Source organism: Xylophilus sp. PBN-3R, assembly GCF_057747805.1.
Genome location: NZ_CM173225.1, coordinates 4,101,923 through 4,116,231 on the forward strand (window position 1 = coordinate 4,101,923; position 14,309 = coordinate 4,116,231).

Genomic DNA, 14,309 nt, shown 5'->3' on the forward strand with positions numbered 1-14,309 from the left:
TACATTCACGCGGAGTTAAAACATTTGCGCGCCACTGCGGCTTGAAATTATCGAGATATAACCATCATTAAATCAGATGCATCTTCAATTCCTCACATGCAGCCGCACCACCGGCATACCCGGCTGAGGATCATAAGAATGTCCCGCCAACCGCTCTGACATGGCAATCAAAGCCAGTCTTGATGCCTGACCCAGAAAGCCGCCATACCAAATCTCGCCCTTGGGTAATCAGCCCCCGCAGACAAACCTAGCCCCCCGACACCAACCTCTCCAGCAAGCCACTCGCCCGCACCGTCGGCTGCTCCAGCGCGTCGTTCAGCGCTGCACTCCGCCCGGTCACCAAAGTGAAAGCGGCACGCGCCCGGGTGATGCCCGTATAGGCCAGCTCCCGGGTCAGCACCCGGCTCGGCTCGCGCGGCAGCACCAGCACCGTGTGCGCGAATTCGGAGCCCTGCGACTTGTGCACCGTCATCGCGAAGGCGGTCTCGACATGGGCCAGCCGGCTGACCGCCACCGAACGCACCTCTTCGCCGTCGAGGAAATACGCCCGCAGCGGCGAGCCCCTGGTCGGCGGCTTGAGGGTGATGCCGATGTCGCCGTTGAACACCCCCAGCCCGGCGTCGTTGCGGGTGACCAGCACCGGCCGGCCTTCGTACCATTCGCCGTGCCGGCCCAGCAGGCCGGCCTTCACCAGGGCCTGTTCGATCGCCTGGTTGAGCTCGGCCGAGCCCCAGTCGCCCTCGCGCACCGCGCACAGCACACGGAAGGTTTCGAAGGCCTGCAGGATGCTCCGCGCCCAGTCGGTGTGTGCCGTCTGGTCATCGGCTTCTGGCCGCTTGCGCAGCACTTCGAGGTACCGGCCGTAGCCACCTTCCGCGCCCGGCCGGCCGCGCAGGGCCAGGCGCACCGCGTCGCCGGGATCACCGCCGTCCAGCCACGCCACCGCCAGGTCGCCGGGTGAACGCAGGCAGCGGATCGCCGCGGCTGCGTCACCCGCGTTGGCCGCAAGGGCGAGTTTGCCGATGGCACCACCGAAACGTTTGCTCTCCCGCAGCATCACGGTCTGCTGGGCGAGCAGCGGGCCGTCGTTTTGCCTGTATTCGTCGGGCACCTGCTGGCCGCAGACGTCGGCCAGGTAGTCGACGGTGGACACGCGGTAACGGCCCTCTTTGGCATACCGGCAGAGGTCGCCCAGCACCGCGCCGGCCTCGACCGACGCGAGCTGGTCCTTGTCGCCCAGGAAGATGACCCGCGCCTGCGGCGGCAGGGCTTCGAGCAGCGCCGCCATCATTTCCAGGTGGATCATCGAGGCCTCATCAACGATCACCACGTCCACCTCCAGCGGATGGGCGGCGTCGTAGCGGAAGGCGCGGGTGTCGGGCCGCGCGCCGAGCAGGGAATGCAGGGTGCGGGCGGCGCCGATGTGGGCGATGAAACCCGCCAGGTCGAGGGTGTCGCCCAACTGGCCCTGCAACTGGCCCAACGAGCTTTCGATGGACTGCTTCAGGCGGGCGGCCGCCTTGCCGGTCGGTGCGGCCAGGGCGACGCGCAGGCGATCGGGTGCCGGGTCGACGGCGAAAAGCAACGCCAGCAGCCGGGCGGCGGTGTAGGTCTTGCCGGTGCCCGGGCCGCCGGTGAGGATGGCCAGCCGGCTGCGCAGGGCGATGGCGCAGGCGGCTTTCTGCCAGTTGAATGCGGCACCGGGGCCGCTGCTGTCTTCGAACAACAGGTCCAGCCAGCCGCGCACCACCGCCAGGTCCAGCGCCACCGTGCTGCGGCTGCGCGCAGCGACCTGCGCGGCCACCCGGCGTTCGTCGTTCCAGTAGCGCCGCAGGTAGAGGGTGTCGCCGCGCAGCACGAGAGGCGTGCCGGAATCGGCCCGGCTCTGCTCGACCTCCACCAGCGGGCTGGCGGCCAGGGCGGTGTTCCAGCTCTCCACGTCGGCGGGCAGTTCGGCCAGGCGGGCCTGCAGCGCCGCCGCTGCTTCGGGCGGCCAACCCAGCAGGGCTTGCGGGTCGGCCAGCAGCTGATCCAGCCGCAGGCAGGAATGGCCGCGGCCTTCCATGTGCACCAGCAGCGCGGCCGCCAGCTGCAGCAACTCGGGTGCGGTCGGCGACAGGTCTAGCAGGAACCGCACGAAGGCGGTGTCCAGCCGGCGCAGCCAGCCCTCCTCGCGCCAGGCCAGCAAGGCGTCGGCCAGGGTTTCAGGTGGGGTGATCTCGCTCATGCGGCGATCTCCTTTTGACGGGGCAACAGCGCGTCCAGCCCGTCGAGCAGGCTCAGTGACGGCGGAACATGGAAGCAACCGGCGGTGGGGCTGGCGACACCACGCAGGAAAAAGAAGACCGCGCCGCCCAAGTGTTCCAGCGGGTCATAAGCCTCGCCCAGCCGCGAGCGCAGCAGGCGGTGCAGGGCGAGCAGGTAGACACCGGCCTGCACGTCGTAGCGGTGCTCGGCGATCGCCTGCCGCAGCTTGTCGGACTGGTAGTCGGCATCACCATCGCCGAGATGGTTGGACTTGTAGTCGAGCACCCAGTAACGGCCGTCGAGCTCGAACACCAGGTCGGCGAAACCCATCAACATGCCCTGCAGTTCGCGGTCCGGCAGCATCGGGCGGTCGATGCCATCCAGCAGTTCGTCGCGGCACAGCGCATCCACCTGCGCGGCGGCCAGGTGGTCGACCGGGAACCAGAACTCCATCTCGGGCAGCAGGGCGCCGGCACTGGTCAGCGGAGCACCCAGCGGTGGCAGCGGCGTGTCGATGACGGCCAGCAACCAGGTCAGCACATCGGCACCGCGGTCGCCCCAGCCCTGGCGTTCGCATCGGCGTTGCAACTGCTGCGCCCGCTCTTCGTTGCCGGCCAGGTCGAAGCCTTCGCCGGCCAGCCATTCCAGCTGGTCGTGCAGGAAGTTGCCCGGCAGCGCGCCGCGGGGGAACCGGTGCCAGGGCGCGTCGGCCGCGACAGCTGTATCGGCCAGCAACGTCTGCGGCTCCGGTTCGGCCAGGTTGGGCGCCTCGTCCTCGCGCACCACGGCCACGCTGGAGCCGGCGGCGCCCAGCCAGGGAAGGTCACGCACCAGGGCCGAAAAACTGCCGATCGACCAGTTGCGCTGGAACACGCCGGCATAGGGTTCTGCGGTCAGAAGCTCGGCGGGTTCGTCCCGCGCCGACAACGCTGTGCGCGGCAGCGTGGCGAAGGGCGCGGCGTCTTCCAGGGTGATGTCCGGGCAGCCGGCCACCGCATCGCCTATCACCGTCTTGAGCTGCCCTTCCGCCACCTCGCCGCCGTGCAGCAGATAACCGATGGCGCTCTGGTGCGACAGGCAGCCCTTGCCGCGACCGGCCTTGAGTGCGGCCAGGCCGACCCACACGGCATGGCGGGCGCGGGTCAGCGCTACGTACAGCAGGCGCAGGTCTTCGCGGTGGCGTTCCTTGTCCGCGGCTCGCAGGTGTTCGTCGTTCAGGTGCAGATGCAGGCTGCGGCCGCCCTGCTCGTCGGCCAGGCTGACCAGCCGGGTGCTGCGCCGCTCGATGGCCCGGAAACCGCTGGCGAAGGGCAGGAACACCAGCGGATATTCCAGGCCCTTGGACGCATGCACGGTGACCACCTTCACCAGGTCGGAGTCGCTTTCCAGACGCACGATATGGTCGTCGTTGCGCACCGGATCGCCCTGCGTCTGCTCGGCCAGCCAGCGCACCAGCGCCTGTTCGCCGTCGAGCTGGGTGCTGGCGGTCTGCAGCAGTTCGGCCAGATGCAGGAAGTTGGTAAGCCGGCGTTCTCCGTCCGGCTCGGCCGCTGCCGCATTTCCCTGGCCCAGCCAGCGGGCGGGCAGGTCCAGCAGGTGCAGGGTCTGGCGCAGCATGGTCAGCACGCCCTGCTGCTGCCATACGCCGTGCAACTGGCGCAATTGTTCGCTGCGGGCATCGAAAGCTTCGTCGTCGTCCGCAAGGCGCATCAGCTCGGCGATGCTCAGTCCGACGCTGCGGGTGGCCAGCGCGGCGCGCGCCAGGCGGATGTCCAGCGGCGAAGCGACCGCCCGCAGCCAGAGCAGCAGGTCTTGCGCCTCGGCGCTGGAGAACACCGACTGCTGGTCCGACAGGTAGACCGAGGCCACCAGCCGGCGTTGCAGTTCGCGCTGGATGGCGGATGCCTCGCGGCCGGTGCGCACCAGCACCGCGATGTCGGCCGGCCGCAGGCGCAACAAGGGTTTTCCGTCAGCCTCGAAACCGGCCGACGGATCGTTCAGCAGCGTGGCGATGTGTTCGGCGCAGCGGGCGGCGAAGACGCGGGTGCTGACGTTGCGGCTGAGCAGTTCGTTGTCCAGCGACAGGGTGACGGCCGGCACCTCGCCGTGGGCGCACACCAGCCGCTCGGCCCGGCCGCGCGCGCTCACCGGCTCGAAGGGCAAGGGGTTGCCGGCAGGCGTGCGGTAACGGAAGCTGCCCTCGCCTTCCGACACCTTCTCGATGCGCTCGAACAGGTGGTTGACCCCCGACACCACCGATGCGGTAGACCGGTGGTTGGTGCCGAGCACATAGTGCCGGCCCTCGGTCGCATTGCGGGCCAGCAGGTAACTGTGGATGTCCGCGCCGCGGAAGCCGTAGATCGACTGCTTGGGGTCGCCGATCAGCAGCAGCGCGGTGCTGCGGTCGTTGTCCCGGATGCGGTACAGCCGGTCGAAGATGCGCGCCTGCACCGGCGCGGTGTCCTGGAATTCATCGACCAGCGCCACCGGATATTGCGCCACGATGCGTTCGCGCAGGCGCTCGGCGGCTTCGGGGTTGACGGCCGGGTCCAGCGCGCAGTCGAGCCGGTTCAGCATGTCGGCGAAACCGAAGCTGCCGGCGCGTTTCTTGAGCAAGGCCAGCCGGTCGGCGACCTGGGCAGCGGCATGCAGGCGCAAGCGGGTGGCTGGCGGGGTCAGGTCCTCCAGCGCGGCCATCAGGGTTTCGAACTGGCCGAACCATTCCGGCAATTCCACCGACTGGTCGGGTTTGACGGCTTCCTGCATGCCATCGGGGGTGAGCCTTCTGGCGCCGGTCTTCACGTCCGGCCAGGCCAGGGCCGGGTCTGACGCCCAGGCTTCCAGCGCCTTTAGCCAACCGGTGTAGTGGCGGGCGGCCAGCTTGCGGCCGTCGAAGGCGGCCGGTTTGGCCGCCATGCGTGCGTCGATCCAGGCAAGCATGGCCTTTGCGCGTTCGGCCCAGCCTGCCTTCAGCTTCTCCAGCCCGGTGGCCTGCTCGACCAGGGCTTCCGCGATGCAGTCGGCCAACGAGCCTTCACCCGCACCTTCGGGCAGCGGCTGCTCCTTCAATGCACGGGTGTCGTCGTGCAGGCCGTCGACACTCCGCCACACCGACAGCGCCAGGTCCAGCGCATCGCCGCCCAGCGGGTAGACCTGCTGGCGCCAGTAGTCCTGCGCGGCCTCGCGCTGCATGGCGGTTTCGTTGGCGGCCAGTTCTTCGTCGAACAGGCTGCCGCTGTCGAAGGCGTGTTCACGCAGCATGCGCTGGCACCAGCCATCGATGGTGAAGACGGCGGCGTCGTCCATGCTCTCGGCGGCCACCGCCAGGCGCCAGGCGGCATTGGCCCGCTCGGGGCCTTCGGCGCAACTGGCGAGCAGCGCCAGCAGCAGTTCGTCGGTCGTCTGCAGTTCACCGCGGAACACCCGGGCGGCTTCCAGCAGGCGGGCGCGAACCCGGTCGGACAACTCGCGGGTGGCGGCCCGGGTGAAGGTCATCACCAGGATCTCGGACGGGATCAGCGGCCGGCCGAAACCGGCATCGCTGCCCGGTGCGCCGTGACCCAGCACCAGCCGGACATAGAGCGCCGCGATGGTCCAGGTCTTGCCGGTGCCGGCGCTGGCCTCGATCAGGCGACTACCCCACAGCGGCAGGGTCAGGGGATTCAACAGGTTCGGGGCTTGGCTCATGCTCGGGGGCTTTCGCTGCGGGCCTGTTCGAAGACCGGGTGGGGCTCGAAGGTCACATGGCCATCGAGCCAGTCGAGCACCGGCCGGTACAGCCGTTCGGACCAGCGCTCGAAAGAGCCGTCCCGGGTCAGGGCTTCGTAGTCGGGATATACCCGCGCCAGGCAGGGTTCGTCGGCTTCCGCCGTGGTGAAGAAACCGTCGCCTTCATAGGTGGCTTCGGCGTTGTCGCCAGCCAGCGCGGCGATGGCGGTGAGGCAGGCGACCGGCAGCGGCGCCACCATGCCGGCCTGCCACGCGGCCAGCAGGTCTTCGAGCCGGGCACGGGCCTCGGCCTGCTCCATCGGCGAGAAGGTGACGGTGACGTCGCGCCCCACCAGCACGCCGTGCGCCGCCACGCCGCAGGCGGCTGCGACCAGGCAACGCACCCAGGCGCCCAGCAGCTTGTCGGGGCGCAGCACCGGTTTGTCGCCCCTGCTGCACAGGCGAGAGGCGACCAGCTGCAGCCAGCCGGCTTCGCCGTTCCCACGCGGGTCGTAACGCAGGCCGTCCAGCCAGTCATCCACTTCCAGTGCACCGGACTCATACCGCAGCGGCGCCTTCTCGGCCGGTTGAGGGTGGCTGCGCAGCACCGCCTGCCACTGCGACAGCATGGGCACGGCAGATTCGACCAGTCGGGTTTCGGCACGCCTGCCGATCCCGGCCATCGGCAGGCGGCCGGCGCGGCGGGTGCGGGCCAGGGTGTCCTGCACTTCCTGCGCCAGCGCTTCCAGGCCGGCGGTGTCGCCGGCCGACAACTCTCCGGTGACCTGGGCCAGCAGGCCGAAGTCTTCCAGGCCGTCCAGTTCGAAAGGCTCGTCGTCCGGCGAAGCCTCGTCGTCCTGCGAGAACACCACCGCCAGCCGCTGCTGGAAGAAGTGTTTCACCGGGTTCCTCAGGAAGCTGGCGAGCATGCCGACGGTCAGACGCGGCGCGACTTGCGCCTGCGGTGCGAGCGCCGCGGGCGCTTCGGTCGCATCGGCCGATGCGAAGGCGGCTCGCCATTCACGCGCATGGGTGAACAGTTCGCCCGCCTCGAAATACCGCCGGCTGAAAGGCTGCAGCGGGTGTTCGGTCGTGCGCTCCTTCAGCAACCCGTCGCCCCACATGGCTGCCAGGTAATCACGCAGCTGCGAGACCAGTACCGACGGCGGTTGTTCGCTGTTGTTGCGCACGCTGCGGCCGGTCCAGCTGACATACAGCACCCGGCGGGCCGAGAGCAACGCTTCGAGCATCAGCTGCCGGTCGTCGTCGCGCCGCGAGCGATCGCCCGGCCGGCGCTGGCCGGGCAGGCCCATCAGGTCGAAGTCGCTGCGGTCGGCACGGCGCGGAAAATCGCCGTCGTTCATGCCCAGCAGGCACACCGCCTCGAAGGGAATGGCGCGCATCGGCAGCAGGGTGCAGAAGGTGACGCCGCCGGCCCGGAAACGCCGGTTCAGATTGGGCGCGTCGATGCCGGCCAGCCAGGCTTCGCGCACCACCGACAGCGGAACGGCATGCTCGAAACCCGCCGTCTCGCAGGCTTCCAGCCAGTCGCGCAAGGCATCGAGCGCGGCTGACAGCGTGAGGCGTTCACGTTCGTTGGACGGGTCGAAGATGCGAGTCAGCAGTGCCCGCAGCCGTTCACCCCAGGCTGCCGGCACGGCCTCGGTGCCGGCTTCTCGCCACCAGTCGGCCAGGGCCGTCAGCAGGTCGGCCAGCGAACCGGCGAGCGCAGCGTCCAGGCCACCCACCTCGGCATAGGGCTCGATGCCGTCGAAGGGCATGGCGCCCGCGCCGCCGGCGAAACCCAGCAGCATGCGGCGCAGGCCGAACATCCAGGTGTTCTGTTCACCGCAGGCTCCCAGGCCCAGGTCTTCGCGCTGGGCGGCGTCCAGGCCCCAGCGGATGCCGGCGCCGTCGATCCACTGCGCGAGGCGCGGCAGGTCGCTGCTATCGAGGTCGAAACGTTTCGCCACCGCAGGCACGTCGAGCAGGTCGCGCACCTCGCTGGCGCGGCAGCGTTGCTGTGGCAGGCGCAGCAGCCATTCCAGGCCGACCAGCACCGGATTGTTGCCGCGCTCCTGCAGGTCGGCGATGTCGAACGGTATGTAGCGGGCATCGCCGCGCCGGTACTGGCCGAAGACGGAGCGGATGGCCGGTGCGAAGCTGGCGATGTCCGGCACCATCACCACGATGTCGCGCGGCTGCAGCGCCGCGCTTGCGTCTTCCCCCGCCGAAGCGAGCAGCGCCAGCAACTGGTCGTGCAGGATCTCCACCTCGCGCTGGCTGCTGTGGGCGATGTGGAAGACGATGGACCGGTCGCTGGCCGGCACCGGCGGACGGCGTTGCGCAGGCAGCGGTTCCAGGTCCCGGATGGCGGCGTGCACCTGCTGCAGCAGCGTAGCGCCGGGCTCGTCGGTGAACAGGTCGATCTTGGTGCCCGAGAACCGCTGGCGCGCCGTCTCGGCGTCGTCGAAGGCGTCGAGCTGGCGCACGAAGTCACGGCTCTGCCTTCCCCATGCAGCCAGCAGTGGATGGCCGTGGGCATGCATGTCCTGCAGCGGGATGTCGGCCAGTTCGCGGTCGTGCCGCAGCGGCTGGCGGCGGCGCGCCAGACGCAGCAGTTCGCGGCCGTCGATGATGTCGGCCCAGTGGTACTGGCTGGGGTTGGGTATGGCCAGCACCACCTGCGTGTGCGTGGACAGGGCGGCCAGGGCCTCGAGCGTCTGCATGGGCACGTGGGTCATGCCGAACAGCACCACCCGCCGGGCCACCGGCCGGGCGATGGCCTCGCCCGATTGCAGCGCCTCGACGAACCGGCCGTGCAGGCGCGATCTGATGGCATGGCGTTCGGTTTCTGCCAGCGTGCCCAGCAGTTCGCGCCACAGGCCGGGCTGCCAGCGCTGGTCGTCGGCCAGCGGCTTGCCTGCGGTGCCGGGCGATGTCAGCAGGTCGTCGCCGGCTTCCCAGGCGGCCAGCCAGTCGCTGCGGTAGACCTGGTACTGGTCATAAAGGTCGGCCAGGCGTTCGGCCAGCTGCAGCCGCCGGGCCATGTCGCCGTCGGCCAGGAAACGTGCCAGGGGCTCGTAGCCCGGCCGGCCCATCACGTCGGGCAGCAAGGCCATCAGGCGCCAGGTCATGGAGAGTTTGTCGAGCACCGACTGGGCCGGCACCGCGTCGCGGCCCAGCACCTGGCGGTAGGCCCGCCAGAGGAAACGGCCGGGCAGCTCGACCCGCGCCGCCGCGCAGATGCCCTGGTGTTCGGCCAGGGTCATCTTCAGCCACTCGGCCACGCCGTTGCTCTGGACGAGAAAGACCTCTTCTTCCAGCGGCAGCAGCGGGTTGCGGGCGATCCATGAAAACACCGCCTCGCCCAGCCATTCCGCGCGGTTGCTGTGCAGGACCAGGAGGCCGGTCTGGATGGAAAGGTTCATGGCGGGAAGGAAGGGAGATACAGGCGGCAGATGCACCGCTCGAAACAGGCAGTCCGACGATAGCAGGCCGAAAAAAAACCCCGCACGCCGAGGCTTGCGGGGTTCGGCTCACAAGGCCACGAAAGGCCGCCGTGTCAGGCGAGGTCGAAGCGGTCCAGGTTCATCACCTTGGTCCAGGCGGCGACGAAGTCGGCGGTGAAACGGGCCTGGCTGTCGGCGCTGCCATAGACCTCGGCCACCGCACGCAGCACCGAGTTGGAGCCGAACACCAGGTCGGCACGCGTCGCGGTCCATTTGGCAGCGCCGGTCTTGCGGTCGCTGCCCTGATACTTGTCACGCGAGGTCGCTTTCCAGGCGGTGTCCATGTCCAGCAGGTTGACGAAGAAGTCGTTGCTCAGCGTGCCCGGCCTGTCGGTGAAAACACCGTCGGCCGATCCACCGACATTGGCACCCAGCACCCGCAGGCCGCCGACCAGCACCGTCAGTTCGGGTGCGGTCAGGGTCAGCAGCTGCGCCTTGTCGATCAGCAGCACTTCGGCCGGCACGCTGAAGCTGGCCTTGGTGAAGTTGCGGAATCCGTCGGCAACGGGCTCCAGCGGCGCGAACGAGGCGACGTCGGTCTGGTCCTGCGAGGCATCGGTACGGCCGGGCGCGAAGGGCACCTCGACCGCCTGGCCGGCCGCCCTGGCGGCCTGTTCGATGCCGACATTGCCACCCAGCACGATCAGGTCGGCGATGGAGACCTTCTTGCCGCCGCCGTTGAATTCGCCGCGGATGGCTTCGAGCTTCGCCAGCACCGTCGCCAGTTGTTCCGGCTGGTTGGCCGCCCAGTCCTTCTGCGGCGCCAGGCGGATACGTGCACCGTTGGCGCCGCCGCGTTTGTCCGAGCCGCGGAAGGTCGAGGCCGATGCCCATGCGGTGGATACCAGCTGCGCGACCGTCAGGCCCGAAGCGGCGATCTTCTGTTTCAAGGCCGCGATGTCGGCTGCGTCGATGGGAGCACCTTCGGCCGCCGGGATCGGGTCCTGCCAGATCAGCACTTCCGCCGGCACTTCGGAACCCAGGTAACGCACACGCGGACCCATGTCGCGGTGGGTCAGCTTGAACCAGGCGCGGGCGAAGGCGTCGGCGAACTGGTCGGGGTTTTCCAGGAAACGGCGCGAGATCTTCTCGTAGGCCGGGTCCATGCGCAGCGCCAGGTCGGACGTCAGCATGGTCGGCCGGAGCTTCTTCGATGCATCGTGGGCGTGCGGAATGGTTTCCTGCGAATCCTTGGCCACCCACTGGTGGGCGCCGGCCGGGCTCTTGCTCAGCTCCCATTCGAAACCGAACAGGTGCTCGAAGAACTCGTTGGTCCACTGGGTGGGTTTGGTGGTCCAGGTGACTTCCAGGCCGCTGGTGATGGTGTCGCCGCCCTTGCCCGAGCCGAACTCGTTCTTCCAGCCGAAACCCTGGGCTTCCAGGCCGGCAGCCTCGGGTTCTTCCTTGACGTTCTCGGCCGGGCCGGCACCGTGGGTCTTGCCGAACGTGTGGCCGCCGGCGATCAGCGCGACGGTTTCTTCGTCGTCCATCGCCATGCGGCCGAAGGTGTCGCGGATGTCGCGCGCCGAGGCGATGGGGTCGGGCTTGCCGTCCGGGCCTTCGGGGTTGACGTAGATCAGGCCCATCTGCACGGCGGCCAGCGGATTCTCCAGATCACGGGTGTGCGGCACTTCGCTGTCGTCGTCCTTGACCAGCACGCCATGGCCTTCGACACCCGGCGAGCCCTGCGAATAACGCACGTCGCCGCCCAGCCATTTCTGCTCGCGGCCCCAGTACACGTCCTGGTCGGGTTCCCACACGTCGGCGCGGCCGCCGGCAAAACCGAATGTCTTGAAACCCATGGTCTCCAGCGCGACGTTGCCGGTGAGGATCATCAGGTCGGCCCAGGAAATCTTCTGGCCGTATTTCTGCTTGATGGGCCAGAGCAGGCGGCGCGCCTTGTCCAGGCTGACGTTGTCGGGCCAGCTGTTGAGCGGCGCGAAACGTTGCTGGCCCCGGCCCGCGCCGCCCCGGCCGTCGCCGATGCGGTAGGTGCCGGCGCTGTGCCAGGCCATGCGGATGAACAGCGGGCCGTAGTGGCCGAAGTCGGCCGGCCACCAGTCCTGCGAATCGGTCATCAGAGCGGCCAGGTCGGCCTTGACGGCTGCCAGGTCGAGGCTCTGGAACTCCTTGGCGTAATCGAAGCCGATGCCCAGAGGGTCGGACTTGGAAGAGTGCTGGTTCAGCAGGTCGACACGCAATTGGTGCGGCCACCAGTCACGGTTGGTGGTGCCGGCACCGGCGGCCTGGCTGAACGGGCACCTGGCTTCTTTTTTCTGGTCATCCATGGGGTTATCTCCTGGGGCTGGAATGGGTGATGGGGCGGACCGTAAATTCTGGTTCAAAAAAACCGTGCCGCACATAGACGTAACCTATTTCGCTGATTGGCGCTCAGGCTTGGGCCTGGTCATCGAACCGATGTCCTGCCGCATGTATAGCGGATGAAATAATTCGGCAAAACAAGGAGCCGACATCCAATGACCTCACACACATCCATCACCCGCCGCGCCGGCCTCGCCACCGTGGCCGCCATGCTGGCCGGCGCCAGCGGCGCCCACGCACAGAATGCCCCGCTGCTCGACGGCCCCCTGCATATCGTGGTGGGCTATGCCCCCGGCGGTGCCACCGACCGGGTGGCCCGCATCGTCGGCGACAAGCTGGCCCAGCGCCTGGGCGTGCCGGTGATCGTGGACAACAAGGCCGGCGCGGGGGGCCGCCTGGCGGCCCAGCAGGTCAAGGCCACGCCGCCCGGGCAGAACGTGCTGATGCTGGCCAACCCCGCCGTGATGGTGGTCGCTCCGCTGGTCTTCAAGGACAACAACTACGACGCAGAACGCGACTTCGTGCCGGTGTCGCATGTCAACGAATACGACTTCGCCCTGGCCGTCTCCCCCACCCTGCCGGTGCGTGAACTTCAGCACCTGCTGGCCTGGATGCGGGCCAATCCCAAGCAGGCCAACGTGGGCGTGCCGGCCACCGGCAGCCTGCCGCATTTCTTTGCGTTGATGATGGGCGAGAAGGCCCGGGTGGAGACCCAGGTCATCGGCTATCGCGGCTCGGCCCCGCTGCTCAACGACCTGCTGGGCGGCCAGGTGCCGATCGCCATCGACACCGCCGACGTGGTGCTGCCGCAGCACCAGGCGGGCAAGCTGCGCATCCTGGCACTGTCGGGCGCAAAACGCTCGCCGTTCGCACCCGACATCCCGACCTTCAAGGAAGCCGGCCTGGACCTGTCGGCCACCGGCTGGAACACCTTCTTCGCGCCGGCCACCATGCCGGAAGAAAAGGTCGCCCTGCTGGGCAAACTCATCCGTGAGGTGATGCTCGACCCCGACACGGTGAAGCGTTTCAAGGACGCGCTGATGGTTCCGGTAGTGAGCACCCCGGCACAGACCGCTGCCATGCTGAAGGCCTACCGTGCGCAGTGGGCGCCGGTGGTGCAGAAGTCCGGTTACCAGCCATGAAGAAACCCAACATCGTCTTCATCGTCGCCGACGACCTGGGTTACGCCGACCTGGGTTGTTATGGCGGCCGCGATGCCGACTTCGGCCCGGTGTCTCCGGTGCTGGACGGCCTGGCCGCGAAGGGCATCCGTTTCACCCAGGGATACAGCAATTCGCCGGTGTGTTCGCCCACCCGTTTCGCCATGATCACCGGGCGTTACCAGTACCGGCTGCGCGGCGCTGCCGAAGAACCCATCCGCAGCGACCGCGGCAGCACTACCCTGGGCCTGCCGCCGGAACATCCCACCCTGCCTTCGTTGCTGAAGGCCGGTGGTTACCGCACCGCACTGATCGGCAAGTGGCACCTGGGCTACCCGCCGCATTTCGGTCCGCTGAAGTCGGGATACGAAGAATTCTTCGGCCCGCTGTCCGGCGGTGTCGACTACTTCACCCACTGCGATTCACGCGGCAACCACGACCTCTGGCTGGGCGACGACGAACATCACACCGAAACCTATCTCACCGACCTGCTGTCGGACCGCGCCGTCGATTACGTCGGCCGCATGGCGCAGCAGGACGCGCCGTTCTTCTTGAGCCTGCACTACACCGCGCCGCACTGGCCCTGGGAAACCCGGGAAGACGCCGACCGCGCGCCGATGGTCAAGGACAACCTTTTCGACCTGTCGGGCGGCAACATCCACACTTACCGGCGCATGGTCCACCACATGGACGAAGGCATCGGCCGGCTGATGGCGGCGCTCGAAAAACACGGCATGGCCGACAACACGCTGGTGGTCTTCACCAGCGACAACGGCGGCGAACGTTTTTCCGACAGCTGGCCATTGGTCGGCGGCAAGATGGATCTGACGGAAGGCGGCATCCGTGTACCGTGGATCGCCCACTGGCCGGCCGTCATCGCGCCGGGCGGTGCCACATCGCAGGCCTGCCTGACCATGGACTGGTCGGCCACCATGCTCGCGGTCGCCGGCGTGGCCGCCGATGCCGCCTACCCGCTCGACGGTGTGTCGCTGCTGCCGGTGCTGCGGGACCCGGCCGACACCTTCCGCCGGCCGATGCACTGGCGCATGAACCACCGCGGGCAGCATGCAATGCGAGACGGCGACTGGAAATACCTGCGGGTGGACGGCAACGACTATCTGTTCGACATCCACGCCGACGAACGCGAACGCGCCAACCTGGCGCGCAAGGAACCCGAACGTCTGCTGAACATGCGTGCAGCCTGGGAGGCCTGGAATCGGACCATGCCGCCCATTCCCGCCGATGCGACCGTCAGCCTGGGTTATTCGGTGAAGGACATGCCGCAGCGCTGAATCGACATCGGCTTGCGGTACGCCATGAAAAAGGGGCCTTCATCCAGGATGAGGCCCCTTGTTCCATG

Annotated in this window: 6 protein-coding genes; 2 read left to right on the forward strand and 4 right to left on the reverse strand. The window is 68.3% G+C overall.

Annotated features, from left to right (window positions below; genetic code table 11):
• Nucleotides 1-247 precede the first annotated feature (247 nt).
• From recD to katG, 4 genes are all read right to left on the reverse strand, one after another.
• Nucleotides 248-2,227, reverse strand: coding sequence for an exodeoxyribonuclease V subunit alpha (gene recD, locus AC3ANW_RS19550; protein ID WP_488342499.1), 1,980 nt, complete (start codon nt 2,225-2,227; stop codon nt 248-250).
• Nucleotides 2,224-5,934, reverse strand: coding sequence for an exodeoxyribonuclease V subunit beta (gene recB, locus AC3ANW_RS19555; protein ID WP_488342500.1), 3,711 nt, complete (start codon nt 5,932-5,934; stop codon nt 2,224-2,226). Before recB ends, recD begins: the two co-directional genes overlap by 4 nt.
• Nucleotides 5,931-9,386, reverse strand: a complete 3,456-nt coding sequence (gene recC / locus AC3ANW_RS19560; RefSeq protein ID WP_488342501.1) for an exodeoxyribonuclease V subunit gamma — start codon at nt 9,384-9,386, stop codon at nt 5,931-5,933. The genes recB and recC overlap by 4 nt, the downstream gene beginning before the upstream one ends.
• Before the next feature lie 134 nt (nt 9,387-9,520).
• Nucleotides 9,521-11,755, reverse strand: coding sequence for a catalase/peroxidase HPI (katG, locus tag AC3ANW_RS19565; RefSeq protein ID WP_488342502.1), 2,235 nt, complete (start codon nt 11,753-11,755; stop codon nt 9,521-9,523).
• A 189-nt stretch (nt 11,756-11,944) separates the two neighbouring features.
• Between katG and AC3ANW_RS19570 the strand changes: the two genes are divergently transcribed.
• Both AC3ANW_RS19570 and AC3ANW_RS19575 read left to right on the forward strand, forming a co-directional pair.
• Nucleotides 11,945-12,931 (forward strand): Bug family tripartite tricarboxylate transporter substrate binding protein, encoded by a 987-nt coding sequence (locus tag AC3ANW_RS19570; RefSeq protein WP_488342503.1) that lies wholly within the window; start codon nt 11,945-11,947, stop codon nt 12,929-12,931.
• Complete coding sequence (locus AC3ANW_RS19575; protein WP_488342504.1) at nt 12,928-14,241, forward strand: sulfatase family protein; 1,314 nt, start codon at nt 12,928-12,930, stop codon at nt 14,239-14,241. Before AC3ANW_RS19570 ends, AC3ANW_RS19575 begins: the two co-directional genes overlap by 4 nt.
• The last annotated feature ends 68 nt before the right edge of the window (nt 14,242-14,309 follow it).

Excerpts from the sequence above, each read along its gene's own strand:
- recD (WP_488342499.1), bottom strand. The coding sequence starts at position 2,227 with ATGAGCGAGATCACCCCACCTGAAACCCTGGCCGACGCCTTGCTGGCC.
- recB (WP_488342500.1), bottom strand. The coding sequence starts at position 5,934 with ATGAGCCAAGCCCCGAACCTGTTGAATCCCCTGACCCTGCCGCTGTGG.
- recC (WP_488342501.1), bottom strand. The coding sequence starts at position 9,386 with ATGAACCTTTCCATCCAGACCGGCCTCCTGGTCCTGCACAGCAACCGC.
- katG (WP_488342502.1), bottom strand. The coding sequence starts at position 11,755 with ATGGATGACCAGAAAAAAGAAGCCAGGTGCCCGTTCAGCCAGGCCGCC.
- AC3ANW_RS19570 (WP_488342503.1), top strand. The coding sequence starts at position 11,945 with ATGACCTCACACACATCCATCACCCGCCGCGCCGGCCTCGCCACCGTG.
- AC3ANW_RS19575 (WP_488342504.1), top strand. The coding sequence starts at position 12,928 with ATGAAGAAACCCAACATCGTCTTCATCGTCGCCGACGACCTGGGTTAC.